Source organism: Helicobacter sp. MIT 21-1697, from assembly GCF_026241255.1.
Lineage (GTDB): Bacteria > Campylobacterota > Campylobacteria > Campylobacterales > Helicobacteraceae > Helicobacter_C.
The window spans coordinates 282,455-303,114 of record NZ_JAPHNC010000001.1 but is presented as its reverse complement, the minus strand read 5'-3'; the positions used below and the strand labels follow the sequence as shown (position 1 = coordinate 303,114).

Here is a 20,660-nt window from a genome sequence, read left to right as displayed (position 1 = left end):
AATGAATAATGCTCTGTTATTTATCACAAGTGGCATCATTTCACTCTGTATTTATTGTTTTATTATTATTGCTTTTGTTTTTACTCTTTTTGTTTCGCCCATACACTATTCTTCTCTTAAAGAATCAGCAATTTCACTCAATGCCCTTAGCATTGAGGCTATTATTGATGATAAGCCCACTCCAAGTCCAAATAAGAACTCTTCATCAACAAATAATCCTCTTGCAGGTTCAGGAATCAAAGATATATTTGATAGAATAGATAGCAATCAACCCTCACAAAATACCCCCATAGGAGACAATCGCGATAGAGTAGAACAAAATGCTAAAGAGCAACAAATCAAAGATCTACAATCGACAGCTCAAGAGTTGCAGAATAAACTTAATACTCTCAGCAATTTGACTATCAGCACCAATAGTGCTCAAAATGATGGGGAATATGATGAGTGGTATGCACAAATTGAAAAAATAATCCACCAAAAATGGCAGCAAACATTCTATGTTGAAGATAAAATGCAGGCATTAGTTCATATTCGTATTACAGACAATGGAGTTTTTAGTTATAAAATTGTAAAATATTCTAGCAATATAGCTTTTGATGATTCTCTCAAAATGATGCTTGAAGAATGTACACAAATGCACTTTCCACCTCACCCAAAGGGAACAAGGGAGATTGCTATAACTTTTAAAAACTAAAGGAGTTGTATGAGATTTATTGGTTTAATTCTATTATTACTAAGTGTCAAATCATTTGGAATTGACGCAACATTGGAGATTATCAAAAATACCAACAAGATTCCATATATTGTGGTTGAAAGATTAGATAGTGAGAATACAGATTTTGGCACAAAAGTGCTAAAAATGCTTGCGGCTGATTTAAAGGTAAGTGGGCATTTCCAAGTGTATGATGGCGGGGTGAATAAAAATTCAGAAGTTGCATATAAAGATTATGCGGACAAAAAAATTGACCTGCTCGCTCAAATCAAAGTCAGTAAATCTGCAAACAATCTCACAGGCACAATATCACTTTATGATATTAATACCTCAAAACGCATCTATGTCAAAGATTACACAGAAAATGATGTCAAACGTTTTCCTTTTATTGCTCATCGTATGTGCATTGATATTAATAGTTATATCCAAGCTCCAAGCATTCAATGGATGCAGCGTCTTGTTGTGCTTTCACAATACACATCTTCAGGCAATAGCGAGATTCTTATAGCTGATTATACTCTCACTTATCAAAAAGTTGTTGTTAAAGGTGGGCTCAATATTTTCCCTAAATGGGCAGATTCTAAACAAGAAAGCATTTACTACACAAAATATCTTGACGTCCCAACAATTCTTAAACATAATCTTACCACAGGACACATTGAACAGCTTGTCGGCAGCGAAGGCATTGCCATAGTTTCTGATGTGAGTAAAAATGGAGAGAATCTTATACTTAGTCTCTCTCCCACTGCTCTTTCTGATTTATATCTTTACAATACAAAGAGCAAAAATTTGCGTAAGCTTACAAACTATTCAGGCATTGATGTTGATGGAAAATTTGTTAATAATGAAAAAGAAATTATCTTTGTCTCCGATAGGCTTGGTTATCCTAATATCTTTATGATGCGCGTAGATGGAGGTGGAACAGAACAAGTTGTACTTCACGGACGCAATAATAGCGCAGTTACCTCAAATGGCAAATACGCAGTTTATACAAGTCGCGAAACAAATAATGAATTTGGTGCTAATACTTTCAATCTCTACCTTATTTCACTCGCACCGGGCTCAAATTATATCCGCCGACTAACAGCAAGTGGCAAAAATCAAATGCCCAAATATTCAAATGATGGTGGAACAATTATGTATCTTAAATATTATAAAGCACAAAGTGCTTTGGGCATAATTCGCATAGATTATAATACAAATTACTTTTTCCCCCTCACCAAAATGAAAATCCAAGCTTTTGATTGGTAAGATATTTACTTTTATAGCGTAGAATCTCGCTATTTTATTTTTAAGGAGATTGATGATGAAAAAATATATTACAATGGGTGTTTTAGCTGCACTAATTTCAGTGGGTTGTTCAGAGCCCGATGCAGCGGATTCTGGTTCTGGAAAAGCTGCAGGTGGAGATAATTTTGTAGATTTAGCTGGTGGAGCTGCTGCTGGTTATGCAAAAGTTTTATTTGATTTTGACAAATATGATATTCGTTCTGATATGGAAGATCGTGTTGAAAAGAGTGCCATTGCCCTTAAAGGAACAGGTGCAAAAATTGTGCTTGAAGGACATACTGACTCTTATGGTTCAGATGCCTATAACTATGCGCTTGGCACAAAAAGAGCAAATGCAGTTAAAAATGCTTTGACAACACGTGGCGTAAATGCTTCTCAAATTAAAACAGTGAGCTATGGTGAAAGCAAACCTACTTGCACAAGTGATACACCTGAATGTAATCAAGAAAATAGACGCGTTGAATTTAAACTTGCAAAATAAATTTAATGGGAAATAGAGTTGATAGAGCGTTATCTTTTTGTCGCTTTTATCCCTCTTTTATTTTATGCAAATGAGCCCTCTGCTTTTGAAAAGCAGAGTGGTGTTACAAAAAATGATATAAAAACTCTTCAAAGCCTTATCACTCATCTTCAGCAAAAAGTTGATACAATTCAGCAAGCACAAGAGGGAGTTTCAAGCCTCTATGAATCGCAAAGTTCTAAGCTACAACAACAAGTTATCCAAACTACCCAACAAGCAAAAAACATTGAAGAATTAAATGAACTATACAAAAACCTCAAGCAAAAAGTTGATGAAAATACACAAGAAATAAAAATGCTTACTACACAGATTCAAGAAATCAACAAAAGCCTCTCTACTCTTAATGAAGCCATTCTTGATGGACTTAAACAGCTTAATAATACACCTGCAAATCAAACCACTAAGAACACAACAAACAAACCTACCTTTCTCAAAGATAAAAATAAAAAATCAGAAATTTTTACCCAAGCTCAAGAAATGTTTAAAAAATCAGAATATGAATCTGCTAAAGAACGTTTTGAATGGTTACTTGAAATAGATTACAAAAAAGCCGATAGTCATTTTTATCTTGGTGAAATTGCTTTTGCAGATAAATCCTATAATACTGCTATCTATCACTATAAAGAAAGCGCAATGGCAAATGATAAAACAAAATATATGCCTACACTTTTGCTTCATACCGCTCAATCTTTCAACGCTATCAAAGATATAAAAAACTATAATAAGTTTTTGGATTCTTTGATAGGGAATTACCCCTCAAGCAAAGAAGCACAAAATGCCAAAAAACTTAAAGCTCAAAATAAGGAAAAAAAATGATTGCTCAAAACAAAATCGTCAGTATTGAATACGAAGTCTTTAATCAAGCAGATGATACATTACTTGATTCAAATAAAAATGGTGCGCCACTTGAATTTCTTGTCGGTTCAGGACAAGTCATCAGTGGGCTTGAAAACGCTCTTATGGGAGCAAGTATAGGAGATAATGTCAAAGCTACTATCAAACCTGAAGATGCCTATGGCGTTTATCAAAGCGACTTTGTCCAAGAGGTAGCACGAGAGCAGTTTGAAGGTATTGACCTTAAGGCTGGTATGACACTCTTTGGACAGGGAGAAGATGGACAAACCGTGCAAGTAAGCGTAAAAGACTTTAATGATAAGTTTGTGATTATTGATTATAATCACCCTCTAGCAGGTAAAACACTCAACTTTGATGTCAAAGTCATTGATGTGCGCGAAGCAACAGAAATGGAAATTTTGCAAGGTGGTGTTGGTGGGGGCTGTGGTTGTAGTAGTGGTAGTGGGCATAGTGGCGGTGGCTGCTGTGGTGGAGGCGGACATAGTGGTGGGGGCTGTGGTTGTAGCCACTAGAGCTTAAGGAAGCAAAATATACAGAATCTAAGAGGAATTTCTTAGATTCTTAAATCAAGGAGAGCAAACGTCTCTGGTGGGCGTCTTGGGCTTCAAACCCATTGAAGGATTAGGTGTCTAATTCTTGGGGAGTTCGATTCTCTCGCTCTCCTGCCAATAGATTTGCAAATACATCATTAAGGATTCTCTATGGAAGCTCAACTTATGGCACTTGCGATTCAGACTTATAAGCTTACTCTTATTCTCTCGCTTCCTATGCTTTTAGCTGGACTTATTGTGGGTTTGCTTATTAGTATTTTTCAAGCAACTACCCAAATTAATGAGATGACACTTACCTTTGTGCCAAAGATTCTTGCAGTTGTCGCCGTTATCATATTTACTATGCCGTGGATGATAAATATGATAACAGACTATACGCGTATGCTTTTTACGATGATTTCTAATATCAATTTTTAAGCTCGTGCAAACTCACATTATTAACTTTGCAAAGTATTCAAGCCTCAAAATCGGTGTGCCACTTGAGGTGTCCATCATACAAACCCCACAAGACGCCATTACTGCTCTTTCACAAAATATGCACCTTATTGGCAAAGCGAATAATCTGCTCATATCGCCTACTGCACAAAACCTTGCTATGCTTGATAAAAATTTTGCCTATCTTAAGGATTGCGGTGATTATCTTGAAATTGGCGGTGCATATAGTTCTGGGCGCATTTTTAGCTATTTTAAATCACACAATCTTGCTGGAGCAGAGTTCCTTCAAGCTTTACCGGGAAGTTTGGGTGGATTAGTCAAAATGAATGCAGGAATGAAAAGCTATGAAATCAAACAGATTCTTCAAGCTGTCAATATCAATGGAGAGTGGCACAATAGCGAATCCTTCCCTATGAATTATCGCAATAGTGGTATAGAGGGTGTGATTCTTGCTGCTAGATTCTATAAACGCGAGGGTTTTGATAATACACTTCAAGCAGATTTTCTCGCCCTGCGCAAACACCACCCTAAAGAACCAAGCTGTGGAAGCTGTTTTAAGAATCCCCAAGGTGATTTTGCCGGAAGACTTTTAGAATCTGTAGGCTTAAAGGGTTATCATATTGGCGATGCAGCCTTTAGCGAAAAACACGCAAATTTTCTTATCAATAAAGGCAAAGCCACTTTTGATGATGCACTCTCTCTCATTACACTTGCCAAAAAGCGTGTATTTGAGGCAAGCGGTATAGTTTTAGAATGCGAAGTGCAGATTCTACAATAAATTGTATATTTTTCATAGGTATAACCAGCTGTGGAAGCTACTACAAAAGAGTAATAGCAACAAAAATCATTAATAATGTATCTCTTGCATAGTTGCTCTTTTCACTACTCTATTGTTAATAGCAATACTTTACAATAAGCTTCACTATGCTCTTTAAGACAATCTTGCTTTATGTTCTCTTTTTCTCGTGCTATATTGTCTCGTCCTTGCTGATATTCCGAATACATACTACAACCTAAAGTTAAAAATACTTCAAGCAGTAAAATTGCTATAATTCTCAATTTTGTTCCTTATGAATTTCATTTTGTGGTATGATTATAGCTTATTTTTTAGTAGCACAAAAATAAGGCATTACAAGTTTGTTATAAGAATTTTTTGCTACAATCGTATGCTTTATTTTGAAAATACTTATTTTTGTTGGAGTAATAAATGACAACCACTCTTTTTGTTGTGCAAATTGTCTTAGCGATATTTATCACTATTATTGTGCTTTTGCAAAAAAGCTCAAGTATCGGGCTTGGCGCATATAGCGGTAGTAATGAATCTGTCTTTGGAGCAAAGGGTCCTGCTGGATTTCTAGCCAAATTTACTATGTTTTTAGGACTACTTTTTGTGTTAAATACCATTGCTTTAAGCTATACCTATAATACCCAAAGCCAAAAAAGTATTCTTGATTCTATCCCAAGCAATACATTAGCCCCTGCAGCGCCAACTGCACCAAATGCGCAAACCCAAAATCCATTCATTCTTGATGAAAATGCTGCTCCATCTGCCCCACTCTTGCAGCAAGAGCCTATTCAAGGGCAAAATCAAGACACGCACCAAAAGGAATAATGAATGCTCAATGAGATTTACCAAAATGCTAAATCACATATGGATAAAACAATAGAATCTTTACGTAGAGATTTTGGCACATTGCGAAGCGGAAAAGTGAGTGTAAGTATTTTAGATAATATTCGCGTAGATTATTATGATACCCCTACACCGCTTAATCAAGTAAGCTCTGTGATTGCTCAAGATGCTACAACCATCATCATCACTCCTTGGGAAAAGCCACTCATTAAAGAAATTGAAAAGTCTATCCAAGAGGCAAATATCGGAGTGAATCCAAATAGTGATAGCGAATGCGTCAAACTCTTTTTTCCTCCTATGACACAAGAGCAACGCAAAGAGATAGCCAAAAATGCTAGATCTATGGGCGAAAAGGCAAAAGTTGCTATCCGCAATATCCGACAAGATGCAAATAATGCTATCAAAAAGCTAGAAAAAGACAAAAGCATTACTGAAGATGAAAATAAAAAAGCACTTGAAGAGATTCAAAAATATACTGATGAATTTGTCAAAAAATGTGATGAAATGGTGAAGCATAAAGAAGAAGAGGTGATGAAAGTATAGCAATGAGTGAAATTATAGGCATCAAACACAATCAACACATTTATGACCTCTGCACAGCAGATGAGCTTGGTATTAGCGGGGATTGCATTATTTTTGACAATTCAGAAGAATCTTTAGCAATTATCCGCCACTCTTGCGCACATCTAATGGCTCAAGCAATTAAAATCCTTTATCCTGAAGCACAATTCTTTGTCGGTCCTGTCGTTGATGAAGGCTTTTATTATGATTTCAAAGTCAATGCCAAAATCAGCGAAGAAGACCTCCCAGTGATAGAATCAAAAATGAAAGAAGTTGCTAAAAATGCCTATCCTATCACCAAAATGACACTTTCGCGCAAAGAAGTGCAAACACGATTCGCTCACGATGAGCTTAAAGCTGCGGTAATAAGTCGCATTCCAGACGAACGCCTTAGTATTTATACACAAGGCGATTTTGAGGATTTATGCAGAGGACCCCATCTCCCTAATACAAAACTTTTAGAACATTTCAAACTTACTAAAGTTGCAGGTGCGTATCTTGGTGGTGATGAAAATGCTCAAATGCTTATTAGAATCTATGGTATTGCTTTTGCCGATAAACAATCACTCAAAGATTATCTTTTCGCCCTTGAAGAAGCTAAAAAACGCGACCATCGCAAACTTGGGCAAGAAATGGGACTTTTTACCTTTGATGAAGAAATTGGTGCAGGACTGCCTATATGGCTACCCAAAGGAGCGAGATTAAGGCATAATATTGAGCATTTACTTACCAAAGCACTCAAAGAGCGAGGCTATGAGCCTGTCAGAGGACCAGAGATTCTCAAAAGTGATGTATGGAAAAAAAGCGGACATTATAGCAATTACAAAGAAAATATGTATTTTACAATTATTGATGAACAAGAATATGGCATTAAGCCGATGAATTGTGTCGGACATATTAAAGTCTATCAAAGCTCTCCACGAAGTTACAAAGAATTGCCATTGCGATTTTATGAATATGGTATAGTGCATAGACACGAACGAAGTGGCGTGTTACACGGGTTGTTGCGTGTGAGGGAATTTACGCAAGATGATGCACATATTTTTTGTATGACAAGCCAAATCAAATCTGAAGTTCATCAGATTCTTAACTTTACAAAAGGCATTATGAATGCTTTTGGATTCCATTATGAAATGGAACTCTCCACGCGTCCGCAAAAATCTATCGGTAATGATGAAATATGGGAAAATGCCACAGCTGCACTCAAAAATGCGCTTGAGGAAAATCACATACATTATCAAATTGATGAGGGAGGCGGGGCATTCTATGGTCCTAAAATTGATATTAAAATTACTGATGCGCTTAAACGCAAATGGCAATGTGGCACAATACAAATTGATATGAATCTCCCTGAACGTTTTGAGCTTAGCTATACTGATGAGCATAATACTCAAGTGCAACCTGTTATGATTCATCGCGCCATTCTTGGTTCATTTGAGCGATTTGTGGCAATATTAACAGAGCATTTTGGTGGTGAGTTTCCGCTTTTTATCGCACCTACACAAGTAATTTTAATTCCTATTGGTGAAGCACAGCTTGAATATGCAAGAATCTTGCGTGATAAAATTATTGTTCAAAGTGGCGCATATGCCGAGCTTATGGATAAAAATGAAAGCCTAAACAAAAAAATACGACTTGCTGAAAAACAACGAGTGCCTTTGATTGTCGTTATTGGTGCAAAAGAAGTAGAAAGCAAGATTCTTTCAATCCGAGATAGGCGGGAGAAATCGCAATATGAACTCCCTGAAGAAGCGTTCATCGCTACATTAAAAACAAAAATAGGAGAGGTTAGCTTTTGAGCAAAGAAGAAGTATTACTCAATGAGGAGATAGATTTTAAAGAAGTGCGTTGCGTAAGTGATAGTGGTGAAGTGTATGGCATTATTTCATCTAAAGAAGCTTTGAATCTCGCCAACAAGGCTGGGCTTGATTTAGTACTCATTTCACCCAATGCTAAGCCACCTGTGTGTAAAATAATGGACTATGGTAAGTTTCGTTACCAAGCTGAAAAAAAACAAAAAGAGGCGCGCAAAAAGCAAAAGCAAATTGAGATTAAAGAGATTAAGCTCTCAACGCAAATTGCCCAAAACGACATTAATTATAAAGTAAAACACGCGATTGAATTTTTAGAATCTGGCAAACACGTGAAATTTAAAGTATTTCTCAAACAGCGCGAACTCAATATTCCTGATGCAGGAATGGAGACACTTGGCAAAGTCGCGCTGATGCTTGAAGATATTGCCACGGCAGAAAAAGAGCCCAAACTAGAGGGAAAATACCTCAATGTGCTGTATGTGCCAAAGAAAAAAGATAAACACTAAATCTTATGAAAGGAGAGATAATGCCAAAGATGAAGACAAATCGCGGTGCAGCAAAACGATTTAAGTTTAAGAAAAATGCAATTAAACGTGGTAGTGCGTTTAAAAATCATATCTTAACAAAAAAATCACCTCAACGCAAAGCAAACTTGAATGCACCAAAATATGTTCACAGCACTAATGTTGATTCTGTAAAAAGCCTACTTTGTATGGTTTAGAGAATCCACTCCCCATAAATAAAACTTATGGGCAAGAGAAGCGATAGCTTACACCTCAATTAAGGTAAAGGAGAAATAATGAGAGTAAAAACAGGCGTTGTCCGAAGAAGAAGACATAAAAAGATTCTAAAACTTGCGCGAGGCTTTTACAGCGGACGCCGCAAACATTTTAGAAAAGCAAAAGAACAGCTTGAACGCAGTATGTGCTATGCTTTCCGCGATAGAAAGCAAAAGAAACGCGATTTTAGGCGATTATGGATTACGCGCATTAATGCTGCGTGTAAAATGAATGGAGTAAGCTATTCACGCTTTATACACGCTCTTAAACTTGCAAATATTGAGCTTGATAGAAAAACGCTTGCAGATATGGCAATGAATGACATAAATGCATTTAATGCTGTCCTTGCGAGTGTCCAAGATAAACTCAAATAATCTCAAATACAAAGCAAGATTTGATAATCTTGCTTATAAACTTTTAAGTCCTACATTGATAGAATCTCACTCACTTCAAAAATAACCTTTACAAGGAGCATTTATGCAGGATATACCACATTTTGCGCAGATGCAAAATGCTATATTTCCTTTTATAGGTTCATTTGTTTTTATTGTGCTCCATATTTATATTTACAAAGCACTACTCAAATCGCTTTCCGCTAAACTTTTTGTGCGCTTTATGTGGAAAATCTTTACCTACTTTAATGCTATAAGTTGTATAGCATATCTCTTTTTACGCAATAGTGCTTATGTGCCACAAGTAATTTATTTTCTGCTTTCGCTTTGCTTAGGCATTACCTTTTTGTTTGCAATGGCTGCTTTTTTGTATCAATGCTGCTCCATTATCATAATCACACTGCGCACCAAATCCGCTCGTGCTCGCTGGAGACACAGGACAAAAGTAAGTATTTTGCTCCTTACTCTTATCGTCCTTGTCTTTGGCACTTATAATGGCGCAAAAAAACCTGATATTGTGCATATAAATATTGAATTAGAAGGATTAAACACACCTATTAAAGCAGCAGTTTTAAGTGATGTGCATATCGGTGGGCTTATGGAGGAAAGTAAAGTCAAACAAATTGTCAAAATGACAAATGAGCTTAATGCAGATATGATATTTCTCATCGGAGACATCGTAGATGCACCACTAAAAAATGTGCAAAATGCCCTCAAAGAGCTCAAAAATCTTAGGGCAAATGAGGGCATATTCTATGTATTGGGCAATCACGAATACTTCCACGATGTAGAAAATATCCTTAAAGAGCTCAAATCATTTGGATTCCATATACTTGTCAATCAAAATTACACTCTCAAAAATACACTCAATATTGTAGGAATAGCTGATTTTATGGGTTGGCGAGTAGGATATTTAGAACCAAATATTGATGAGGCATTTAAAAATATAGATCCTCATCTCCCTACAATTCTCCTCGCACATCAACCTAAAATCATTGATTACCTCAAAGCACCTTATGATAAAGTTGATTTAGTAGTAAGCGGACATACACACGGCGGACAAATTTTTCCATTCTCCCTTGCTATGCTCTTGCAGCAACCTTTTATCTCCGAATTACATACATTAAAGAATCTTTATCAAACAAAAGTATATGTCTCACAAGGCACAGGGTTTTGGGGACCACCTATGCGTATAGGGAGCAAGCACGAAATTACGCTCCTTGAACTTGTGCCTCCTCGTTAAGATTCTTATCTTCACTAGTTTCGCTACTCTCATCGGCTATATTGTGTTGAGAATTTTGCTCCTCCCTACGCTCTTGTGTCTCTTGTGATAAATCTTGTATCGGCTCTGTTATGTGTTCCTCTTGTTCAGATTCTTTTTCTTGTTCTTCTTGTTTTGGAGCTTGAGGTAAAACTTCAGGCTGTGGAATTTGTGGCTTTAAAATATCTATATCTTGCTTGTGATTATTTTTTTGCATTTTTTGTGCGAATTTATTTGAAAAATAACAATCCACATAGATTCTATATAAAAATGGTTCTTTTGCTTCAAAATGTGGGACAATTACCGCAAAATCATTGCTCTGCCCTACTCCAATATCAATGCTAATAGTTGTCCCCGATGAGCTTTTTGGCATAATCGTATTCAACACTTGCAAAACCTTATTATTCTTATCATCACGCACCTCATTCACAGCAATATGACATTCATTAATGGCAATTTTTCCCTTATGTGTGATATGCCCTGCCACAAAAAAACCTTTGGTATATTGCATAGCGTGCGCACTTGTGATACCTACATCTATGGGGTATAACACGCGTTGCATTACAAATTGCAATACAATAGGAGCAGAAAAAATCACCAATATAGAAAGAAAAAAGAAAAAACTTGCGATAAATCTCCTTCCTCGCAGCAATAAACCAAGTGTAAAAATCATAATAAAAACAAAAAAAATCCCAAGCAATACTGCAATCTCATATATAGACAAATAAGACACCATTTGTATAAGGAGTGTTTTGAGTTTTTCTACCATTTAGATTCCTATATGAATGCTTTAATGCTTTCGTGAGGCTTTTTCCTCTATGCCACTTTGCCCCATACGCCTACGAAGCTCTTGCAAAATACGCTCTGGTGCAATATGCTCTAAAGCTAAGCCTACAAGTATATGATAAAATAAATCTGCGCATTCATAGATAATAGCTTCCTCATCTCTATCCTTAAGCGCAAAGCACAATTCCCCTGCCTCTTCAATGATTTTTTTGCCTATACCATTTGCACCTTTGGCAAGAAGTGAAGCACTATAAGAATCCTTTACGCTCTCATACCTTCTTTGTTCTATAATATGATAAAGCTCATCAAGTATATGATATATGCCCATAGGATATTTTTGTGGTGAAAAAATAGGAATATTTTGACAACTCTTATCAAGTGAAAATGTATGAAAAAAGCAGCTTTGCGCTCCCGTATGACAAGCCGCACCTACTTGCTCTACAATAAAAAGCAAGCTATCATTATCACAATCAAGCCTTACTTCTTTGATATGTTGTATGTGCCCACTTTGCTCACCTTTTTGCCAGATTCTCTGTTTAGAACGTGAAAAGTAATGTCCAAGATGTGTTTGCAAACTCAATTCAAGAGATTGCTTTGACGAATAAGCCAACATAAGAATCTGTTGAGATTGCTTTTCTTGCACGATAGTTGGAATAAGCTCATAACGTTTCCAATCAATTTGCCCAACCACATCTTGCATAAAATTATTGTCCTATTGCGGTGCTTTTTTGCTTATTTTTGGAATCTACCCAAATATTTGGCACTGCTCCACCGGGTGTAAGGAAGATTTGTGCATTTGTATTTTCTTTTAATGCCTCATTAAATTTTCCTTGTGTTTCAATTTGGCGCAAATCAAGCAAACGTTGTGAAAGGCTTTCATTTACAAGTCGGTTTGCTTCACTTTGACCTTTTGCTTCAATCTCTAAAGCATCAGCCTTACCTTTTGCACGCTCACGCAAAGCATTTGCTTCTTCCTTAGCCTTTTGCGCATCTCTTTTTGCAAGCTCAACACCTTCAATACGCGTTTTAACCTGTTCTGGCAACACAATCTCGCGGAGTTGAATTGATACAAGCTTTACAGGCTGATTGGGCGTAGCATCAAGTTTGCTTTTAAAACCTGTGTAAATAAGACTCGCTACTTCATCGCGTTTAGTAGGAAGCTCTTCTGTGGGATAATTACCTACTGCACTTCGCACCACATCACGAATAACAGGATTGATAATTTTTTGCTCCCATAAAGTGCCGTATTCTGCAATAGTTGCAGGAACTTTATCGCGTTCAAGCTGATATTGCACGGTAAGTTCAATAGAAATTGTCATACCGCTTGTATCCATAACATTTATCGCATCATTGCGTAATATGCTCTGCTCTCGCCCTACATTACCCATATCCTCGCTACGCGAAAAATTGATAGTCCTCACTTTTGCATCTACAAGGATTACATCTTGAATGATAGGCACAAAAAAGTGCAATCCCGGGTCAAGAGGCTTTGGGTCATATTTCCCTGTGGTTACTTTAATCCCTACTTCTCCAGCATTGACAATCACAAATGGACGCGCTGCAATAAAAATAATAATTAACAACACAATAACCACAAGTACACCAAGAGACTTACCGCTTGGCATAGAAGGCATAGGGAAAGATTCTATATTGAATCCACCATTATTATTCCCCCGATTGTTATTCCCACTTGGACGATTCCCACCACCATTGCCACCTTTTGTGGATTCATTTTTGGATTCAGCTTTGTTTTCATCAAGCTGCGCACGTTTTTTCTTGAGGTGCTCATTTAAGTCAATAGGCATTTTATTTCTCCTTGTCAATATAAGTCAAATAATGCTCATAACGCGGATTCTCTCCATTAACAACAGCAAAATATGCTCTTTGGAGAGATTTTGTAATCTCCCCTGCTGTGCCATTACCAATGATACGAGCATCAAGCTCTCTTATAGGTGTAATCTCTGCTGCTGTGCCTGTAAAAAAGGCTTCATCAGCAATATATACCTCATCGCGCGTAATATTTCGCTGCTCAAATGGTATTCCCATATCTTTAGCAATTTCTATGGTTGTCGCTTGAGTGATAGATTCTAAAGTATTCGCGTGTGGTGGAGTGATGAGCTTACCATTTCGCACAATAAAAAAGCATTCGCCACTCCCTTCTGCCACAAAACCATTATCATCAAGGAGCAATGCCTCATCACAACCACAAGAAAGCGCCTCGTGCTTTGCCATTTGAGAATTAAGATAATTAGCAGCTACCTTTGCCTTGCCCATAAAAGCTTTTGCGGGATTACGAACAAAAGAGCTTGTTTTGACTCTAATACCATTATTTATGCCCTCATCACCAAGATATGCTCCCCACTCCCACGCAGCAATTGCAACATTTACAGGAGCTTTAATATGACTAACTCCCATAACACCATAGCCCAAATAAATAATCGGGCGCATATACACATTGCCTTGATAATCATTTCTATTTGCCCTTAAGAGTTCAATGTGTGCGCGTTCTAGTTCTTGCTGTGTATAAGGAGACTTAATACATACAATTTTAGCAGAATCTAAAAGTCGCTTTGTGTGATCTTTTAGACGAAAAATAGCTAATCCCTGCTTTGTCATATAGGCTCTTGTGCCTTCAAAGGCAGCATTACCATAATGTAATGTATGGCTCAAAATATGTGTCGTAGCTTCAGCCCACGGCACAAGAGTGCCATCTTTCCAAATAAATTGTGCTTCTTTCATAGAAAACCCCTCATTGTATTTTAGAATAATGTGCTAGATTGTAGCAAAAGTTTGCTAACTTTCCCTAAGTAGCCTTAAATAAAACAAGGCTTTTTATGCAAAATCTAACATAAATTCTACAAACCTTCTCTCTCAAAGTTCAAGTGCTTTCACTTCACTTAGAGAAAGAAGTGCAAAATTGGTTTCTTTATTACGTTTAGATTCTTTACCGATTTTTATAATAGATGCAGGTTTTTGGAATCTAAGTTCAGAATCAATATAAATAAGCTCAAAAGCTTGACGATTTACGGCACTGAAATATTCAATCTCTTTTTGGAAAATCACCACATTGTGAAATTTACTTGCTGCCATAATTTTAATCTTGAGCTCCAAGCCAAAATCTGGATTATCTGTAAAAATTAAAAAATGCTTAGCATTTTTTTGCATATATCTATTATAATACTGATACACAGCATATTCATTATCACGCAACTTCGCCTTATCAAGCATTTTAGTATGATTGCCTAAAAAAGTCATTGAGCAAAAAGGACTATTTAAATTATGTTTAAAAAATACATTTTTAATAGCAAGTGAAGCCATACCAAGCTTCCAAAGCTTATCATCAATGTATGTAGCACAAACATCCATAGCATCTTTTGTTTTGCTCACAAGAAGATCATACATTTTATTAAATACACTTTCAAACTTTGCAAGATTCTCTTTTTTAAAGTCTTCAGCAAGAGATTTAAGCCTCTCAAAAGTTTCAGTGATAACCTTAATATCGGCTTCTGCATTGGCTATAACAGCCATCGTGCGCTTTTTTTTCTCTTCTAATGCTTGTGGGTCGCCTTTTTTTGCATCAATTTTAGATTGAATTGAACGCAGTTCCATAGAACCTACACGAATTTTATTTTGCATAGAAAGCTTTTGTTCGTTAAAGTTTTCTATTGCTCTTAATACGCCTTTATAGTGATATTGCACATCAAGAAAACATTCTTGATAAATCTTATCAGCTGTGAGATTGGTATTAATTTGAAACTGCTTATAGGAGTATTCAAGCTTTTTGAGTATCTGTAAATCATCGGCAAAATTATCAATAGTTACGTGTCGGTCATTAAAAACTAAAAAATCAATCGCCTTTGAAAGATAAGGTTTGAGAATAATATAATTAATCCTTGTTTGTGGTTCATTTTGCTCACTCTCCATTCCCTCAATAGATTTAAGTGCATTAAACTCTGCTTGAAAATAATTCTTTATTGTATCTTGAATAGGTGTGCTTAGTTCAATGCTGTTAAGTTTATAATAATCTGTTTCTTCAAAAATCTGTTTAGCAATATTTCCTTGCGCATCAGATTCTTTACTTTTAAGCTCTTCATCAGTATTAGTGCGCCAAAAGTCAATCTCTCGTAAAAGTCCTCCTTCTGGAAAATGCTGATACTTTGAAGCCTTACAGCTTGTAACTATATTACCATCATCATCAAGCCGAAACTCAACAAGCATACCTGTGCTTGGCATCATTCGCTGATCGTGCCAATTTTTTCCACGTAATTCAAAAATTTTCTTATTTGCATTAATAATAACACCATTTTTTGTTTGGTTTGAATATCTCAATATTTTACCATGCACTATTGCGCTCCTTAATTCTTAAAACTCTAAATTACACTTTTGTTTTTATATATCTTGTGTATATAGCATTGCATAGGGGACAATTTTAGCTCAATAAAAATAAAAAAAAATATAATCTATAAATGAGTTATCAAAGTCTTTATGATATAATACAAATTGTATCTTAAATCAACACAAAATTATATTCCCACATCAGAATTGTCATTATTGAGGGCAGATTAATTTATGGAGTTGAAAGGAATAATAAAGGATATCTCATAAAAAAATTATATTTTTACATTGGGCTTAATATTATTTTACTTTTTCTTTGCGTAGCAACTATTTTTGGTAGTTATGGACTCGTGGGTAATTTTGGCATACATTTAGCTCATCTTAATATCAGCATCTTTGGCTATGTCGCCTATGCGTATCCGCTTTTTTTATTTTACCCTGCATATTGTCTTTATAAACATTCAAATCTCACTTTTAGGCGACTTGAACTTATTGTATCTTTTTCACTTTTTTTTGTAGCATTATTGATTTTACAATCTCTTCTCTCCCATAAAGGCTCTTTTGGCAATAGTCTTATACTCTTTTTAAAGGATTACATTGGCTATTTTGGTATATGGGTGCTTGATTTATTCTTTTTTCTTTTTTCGTGGCTTATTTCTACACAACATAACATTGATTTACTTTTCAAACAAATACAAAATAAGATTCTCGTGGGATTTGATTTTTTAAAACATAGCATTGCCTCATCTTATAGCTTCATTAAGAAGCTTTTAGCGCATTGCGTTGTAAGCATTACACCATTTCTACAAAAACTTTTTGCCAAAAATACACAAGATGTGCTTGATTTACAAACTGCTACACAAGAGCGAACCACACAGGCGCATTATGATTTTAGAGATGTCATTATAGAAGAAACTTTTGATGAAACACACTCCTCCTCTCCTCAAACAGAATCTGTAAATACAGAATCTACAAATGCTATGGAACAACCACCATTGGATACTTTAGAGCCTACAATATCGCACAAGCCTCAAGTATCTCAATTAGAAATTGTTGAAGCCTCTGAAGACACAAACTTGGAGGATTTTTTCAAAAATCAAGTTGCAAAACATTTTGATATGCTTCAAAATCTCAAACTCCACCAACACACTGCTCTTTCTGAACCCGCATTGAAGCATTCAAAATTAAAAGTTGTAGCGCCTCAACAAGAATCCACTCCGCCTCAAGAAAGCACATCATCACAAACTGATACCCTATTCCAAACATCAGATACCAAAGAAATTTCCACGCCTCCTCCGCGTCCGATTAACCCTAATGTATTCTTACAAACTGCACCCAAACAAGAATCTTCTATCACTCCCATTCACATCAAAGATGAAAATATAAAAGCTGCTGCACAAGCACCCACTCAACCAAAACAAGATTCTCATACAAATGCAACGCTTTTTAATTATGCCCAATATGATGACAATCTCCAAACACAAATGCCCCATTTTGAGCCATTCCCACCACTTACGCCCATACAATCAGAGATTGAACCACCTATCCCACCCAAAGAAAAAATGCCCCAACACACACAAAACACTATACAATCAAATCCCCAAAATACCATCTCTCACACTATGGCACAAACACCCAATATCAATATTCAAGAGACACCAGCAGAAAATGCAAATTGGATAGATTCTATCGTGCAAGAAATCCCACAAGAGCAAAACCCAAAACCAAAGCCAAGCAGAATCCAAGTAACAGAACTTGCTGAAAATAAAACACTGCTTGATAACCTTGAATATGGCAAAGTCAATAAACCACTTCATTTTAAACTTCCTCCCATAAGTCTTCTGAATCAGCCATTGGAGGAAAAAAATGAGATTGATGAGAGCGAAATTGATAGAAAGATAGAAGATTTATTAGCAAAGCTCAAAGACCTCAATATAGAGGGAGATATTGTGCGCACTTATTCGGGACCTATTGTTACAACCTTTGAATTTCGCCCAGCTCCTCATATTAAAGTAAGCAAGATTCTTGCCCTTGAAAATGATTTGGCTATGGCGTTGCGTGCGCGTTCAATTCGTATCCAAGCTCCTATTCCGGGAAAAGATGTGGTAGGAATTGAGATTCCCAATAATACGATGCAGACAATTTATTTGCGTGAGGTTTTAGCATCTGATTTATTTAAGAGTTCTACTTCGCCACTTACCCTCGCACTTGGTAAAGATATTATCGGCAATCCTTTTATCACAGATTTAAAAAAAGCTCCTCATCTGCTCATTGCGGGCACGACAGGAAGTGGTAAGAGCGTGGGGATTAATGCAATGATTCTCTCTTTGCTATATAAAAATGCACCTGATAATCTCAAACTTCTTATGATTGACCCAAAAAAGGTAGAATTTAGCATATATGCAGATATTCCTCATCTTATCACCCCCATTATTACCCAACCCAAAAAAGCCATTATAGGCTTAAATAGTGCGCTAGCTGAAATGGATAGACGATATGACCTAATGAGCGAAATGCGCACCAAAGACATTGATAGCTATAATCACAAGATAATAAATGAGGATGGAGAGAAATTCCCTTATCTTGTGATTATCATTGATGAATTAGCAGATTTGATGATGACAGGAGGCAAGGAAGTAGAATTTTCCCTTGCGAGAATCGCTCAAATGGGACGCGCTTGTGGCATACATCTTATCGTGGCAACCCAGCGTCCAAGTGCGGAAATTCTTACAGGACTCATCAGAACAAATCTTCCTTCGCGCATTAGCTATAAGGTGAGTAAAAATGCAGAATCTAGAATCATTCTTGATACTTTTGGAGCAGAATCTTTGCTTGGTAATGGCGATATGCTTTTTACACCTCCACGTGAAGGTGGAGTGATACGTTTGCACGCACCTTGGAATACAGAGGAAGAAATTGAGAAAGTTGTTGAATTTATCAAATCACAGCAAAGTGTAGAATATGATAAAAATTTTATGCTTGATGAAAAGGAGAATCTTATGAGCGAAAATACAGAGAATCTAGGTAGCGAAAATAATGATTTACTCACAGAGGCAAAAAATATTATTTTGCAAGATAAAAAAACATCTGCAAGCTATTTGCAACGGCGCTTGTCCATTGGCTACAACAAAGCAGCAAACATTATTGAGCAACTTGAACGCGAAGGATTCTTATCTGCGCCTAATGTCAAAGGTGTGCGAGAGATATTAGGAGAAGGCACTTTGAGGAATGATTAATAAGTGTTTAATTTAAATTTATAGAATCTCACCATTACATACTAAGGAGTTTTTATGAAATATGCGAGTCTATATTTCTTTATCAGTGCGCTCTTTATAACTCATATTTTAGCTATTGATTTTCAAGAAGCGCCAGTGATTCAAAAACGTGTCAATCCTCAACAAAATAGTGATACGCTTTACTCTTTTAACTCCTCCATAGAAAGTGCAAAAAAAGCTGTTGTGAATATTTCTACGCAAAAAAATGTCAGCAATCAGCTTCCTAATTACCCAATGTTTAACGACCCATTTTTTCGGCAGTTTTTTGGCGATATTTATGGACAGATTCCCAAAGAGCGCGTAGAACGTAGTCTAGGAAGTGGCGTAATTATCTCAAGTGATGGATATATTATTACCAATAATCACGTGATTGAAGATGCCGATAAAGTGCTTGTTTCACTTTCTGAAGGCACAAAAGAATACACTGCTAAAGTCATTGGCACAGATGCACGAAGCGATTTAGCAGTGATTAAAATTGATCAAAAAAACCTCTCTCCTATCACCTTTGCCCAAAGTAGCAATGTTCTTATAGGTGATGTGGTGTTTGCCATTGGAAATCCCTTTGGCGTGGGCGAAACAATCACCCAAGGCATTGTCTCTGCACTCAATAAAAGTGGCATTGGCATCAATGATTATGAAAATTTTATCCAAACTGATGCTTCAATCAATCCGGGTAATTCAGGTGGGGCATTGGTAGATTCTCGTGGAGCACTCATTGGGATTAATACAGCTATTCTCTCGCGCACAGGTGGTAATCACGGCGTGGGCTTTGCGATACCTTCAGATATGGCAAAAAAAATCGCTAAAGAACTTATTGAAAAAGGTGGGATTAAACGTGGATTCTTGGGTGTGGGAATCCAAGATATTAATAATGATATTAAAGAAAGTTATGGCGATAATAGTGGTGCAGTAGTTATCAGCCTAGAGCCTCAATCTCCAGCGGCAAAAGCAGGGCTTATGGTATGGGATTTAATCACGCACGTTAATGGCAAAAAAATCTCAAATGCAGCCGAGCTCAAAAACCTTATTGGTATGCTCTCTCCCAATGAAAAAGTTGTCGTAAAATTTATCCGCGATAAACAAGAGCGTGTAACTCAAATCACACTTGGAGAATTGCCTGATACAAAATCAAGCCAAACTTCTTCTCCACAAAATACGCCAAATGGTTCTACCTCAAGCGTAGAGGGTTTAAGTGTAGAAGCACTGAGTCAAGCTCAACGTCAGCGTTATAGAGTGCCAAACAATATTGATGGTGTAATCGTTACTCGTGTCAATCCTAATTCAAAAGCTCAACAAGCAGGATTTGAGGTGGGCGATATTATTGCACAAGTTGAAAATATGGCTATTAAAAAACCAATGGATTTAAGCAATGCATTTGCACGTTTTAAGGGTAAAAACAAGAGAATTTTGGTTTATAGTGCTAATGGCACAAAAACAATTATGATGAAATAACAAATTATTAAG

21 protein-coding genes and 1 tRNA gene are annotated in these 20,660 nt (G+C 36.5%); 17 read left to right on the top strand and 5 right to left on the bottom strand.

All coding sequences use genetic code 11. The features are described from left to right. Nucleotide 1 precedes the first annotated feature (1 nt). From OQH61_RS01520 to OQH61_RS01450, 15 genes are all read left to right on the top strand, one after another. Nucleotides 2-694: an energy transducer TonB gene (locus tag OQH61_RS01520; RefSeq protein ID WP_266025470.1), complete on the top strand. Its 693-nt coding sequence runs from the start codon at nucleotides 2-4 to the stop codon at nucleotides 692-694. A gap of 9 nt (nucleotides 695-703) precedes the next feature. Beyond that, entirely contained in the window at nucleotides 704-1,963 is a 1,260-nt protein-coding gene (gene tolB / locus OQH61_RS01515; protein WP_266025469.1) for a Tol-Pal system protein TolB, read from the top strand. Nucleotides 1,964-2,018: 55 nt separating this feature from the next. Further along, on the top strand, nucleotides 2,019-2,483 hold the full coding sequence (locus tag OQH61_RS01510) for an OmpA family protein (RefSeq protein ID WP_266025468.1): 465 nt from the start codon (nucleotides 2,019-2,021) through the stop codon (nucleotides 2,481-2,483). A gap of 18 nt (nucleotides 2,484-2,501) precedes the next feature. Continuing rightward, nucleotides 2,502-3,338 (top strand): hypothetical protein, encoded by an 837-nt coding sequence (locus tag OQH61_RS01505; protein ID WP_266025467.1) that lies wholly within the window; start codon nucleotides 2,502-2,504, stop codon nucleotides 3,336-3,338. After that, nucleotides 3,335-3,889 carry an FKBP-type peptidyl-prolyl cis-trans isomerase gene (locus tag OQH61_RS01500; protein WP_266025466.1) on the top strand — a complete coding sequence of 185 codons (555 nt, stop codon included), beginning with the start codon at nucleotides 3,335-3,337 and terminating at the stop codon, nucleotides 3,887-3,889. Before OQH61_RS01505 ends, OQH61_RS01500 begins: the two co-directional genes overlap by 4 nt. Before the next feature lie 57 nt (nucleotides 3,890-3,946). Further along, nucleotides 3,947-4,045: transfer RNA gene (locus OQH61_RS01495), tRNA-Sec, on the top strand. Nucleotides 4,046-4,078: 33 nt separating this feature from the next. Then, entirely contained in the window at nucleotides 4,079-4,345 is a 267-nt protein-coding gene (gene fliQ / locus OQH61_RS01490) for a flagellar biosynthesis protein FliQ (protein ID WP_011115280.1), read from the top strand. 4 nt (nucleotides 4,346-4,349) lie between these two features. Then, entirely contained in the window at nucleotides 4,350-5,141 is a 792-nt protein-coding gene (locus OQH61_RS01485; protein ID WP_266025465.1) for a UDP-N-acetylmuramate dehydrogenase, read from the top strand. Between the two features lie 429 nt (nucleotides 5,142-5,570). After that, nucleotides 5,571-5,975 carry a preprotein translocase subunit SecG gene (gene secG / locus OQH61_RS01480; protein ID WP_266025464.1) on the top strand — a complete coding sequence of 135 codons (405 nt, stop codon included), beginning with the start codon at nucleotides 5,571-5,573 and terminating at the stop codon, nucleotides 5,973-5,975. 3 nt (nucleotides 5,976-5,978) lie between these two features. Next, nucleotides 5,979-6,536: a ribosome recycling factor gene (gene frr / locus OQH61_RS01475; protein ID WP_266025463.1), complete on the top strand. Its 558-nt coding sequence runs from the start codon at nucleotides 5,979-5,981 to the stop codon at nucleotides 6,534-6,536. 2 nt (nucleotides 6,537-6,538) lie between these two features. Continuing rightward, nucleotides 6,539-8,353, top strand: coding sequence for a threonine--tRNA ligase (thrS, locus tag OQH61_RS01470; RefSeq protein ID WP_266025462.1), 1,815 nt, complete (start codon nucleotides 6,539-6,541; stop codon nucleotides 8,351-8,353). Then, nucleotides 8,350-8,874 carry a translation initiation factor IF-3 gene (gene infC / locus OQH61_RS01465; RefSeq protein WP_266025461.1) on the top strand — a complete coding sequence of 175 codons (525 nt, stop codon included), beginning with the start codon at nucleotides 8,350-8,352 and terminating at the stop codon, nucleotides 8,872-8,874. The genes thrS and infC overlap by 4 nt, the downstream gene beginning before the upstream one ends. 20 nt (nucleotides 8,875-8,894) lie before the next feature. After that, nucleotides 8,895-9,089 (top strand): 50S ribosomal protein L35, encoded by a 195-nt coding sequence (gene rpmI / locus OQH61_RS01460; RefSeq protein ID WP_266025460.1) that lies wholly within the window; start codon nucleotides 8,895-8,897, stop codon nucleotides 9,087-9,089. A gap of 78 nt (nucleotides 9,090-9,167) precedes the next feature. Beyond that, complete coding sequence (gene rplT / locus OQH61_RS01455; RefSeq protein ID WP_266025459.1) at nucleotides 9,168-9,521, top strand: 50S ribosomal protein L20; 354 nt, start codon at nucleotides 9,168-9,170, stop codon at nucleotides 9,519-9,521. A 103-nt stretch (nucleotides 9,522-9,624) separates the two neighbouring features. Next, nucleotides 9,625-10,782, top strand: coding sequence for a metallophosphoesterase (locus tag OQH61_RS01450; RefSeq protein ID WP_266025458.1), 1,158 nt, complete (start codon nucleotides 9,625-9,627; stop codon nucleotides 10,780-10,782). Here OQH61_RS01450 and OQH61_RS01445 read toward each other — a convergent pair. From OQH61_RS01445 to OQH61_RS01425, 5 genes are all read right to left on the bottom strand, one after another. Continuing rightward, nucleotides 10,751-11,569, bottom strand: a complete 819-nt coding sequence (locus OQH61_RS01445) for a DUF2393 domain-containing protein (RefSeq protein ID WP_266025457.1) — start codon at nucleotides 11,567-11,569, stop codon at nucleotides 10,751-10,753. The genes OQH61_RS01450 and OQH61_RS01445 overlap by 32 nt on opposite strands. 21 nt (nucleotides 11,570-11,590) lie before the next feature. Next, complete coding sequence (gene hisIE / locus OQH61_RS01440) at nucleotides 11,591-12,286, bottom strand: bifunctional phosphoribosyl-AMP cyclohydrolase/phosphoribosyl-ATP diphosphatase HisIE (protein ID WP_266025455.1); 696 nt, start codon at nucleotides 12,284-12,286, stop codon at nucleotides 11,591-11,593. Between the two features lie 4 nt (nucleotides 12,287-12,290). Next, entirely contained in the window at nucleotides 12,291-13,391 is a 1,101-nt protein-coding gene (locus tag OQH61_RS01435) for an SPFH domain-containing protein (protein ID WP_266025453.1), read from the bottom strand. A 1-nt stretch (nucleotide 13,392) separates the two neighbouring features. Beyond that, nucleotides 13,393-14,325, bottom strand: coding sequence for a branched-chain amino acid transaminase (locus tag OQH61_RS01430; protein WP_266025452.1), 933 nt, complete (start codon nucleotides 14,323-14,325; stop codon nucleotides 13,393-13,395). Nucleotides 14,326-14,457: 132 nt separating this feature from the next. After that, a complete protein-coding gene (locus tag OQH61_RS01425; RefSeq protein ID WP_266025451.1) occupies nucleotides 14,458-15,930 on the bottom strand; it encodes a hypothetical protein in 1,473 nt (490 codons plus the stop codon). A 341-nt stretch (nucleotides 15,931-16,271) separates the two neighbouring features. On the opposite strand from OQH61_RS01425, the gene OQH61_RS01420 reads away from it, so the two are divergent. Beyond that, nucleotides 16,272-19,157, top strand: a complete 2,886-nt coding sequence (locus OQH61_RS01420; protein ID WP_266025450.1) for an FtsK/SpoIIIE family DNA translocase — start codon at nucleotides 16,272-16,274, stop codon at nucleotides 19,155-19,157. 54 nt (nucleotides 19,158-19,211) lie between these two features. Beyond that, entirely contained in the window at nucleotides 19,212-20,648 is a 1,437-nt protein-coding gene (locus OQH61_RS01415; protein WP_266025449.1) for a Do family serine endopeptidase, read from the top strand. Nucleotides 20,649-20,660: the final 12 nt, after the last annotated feature.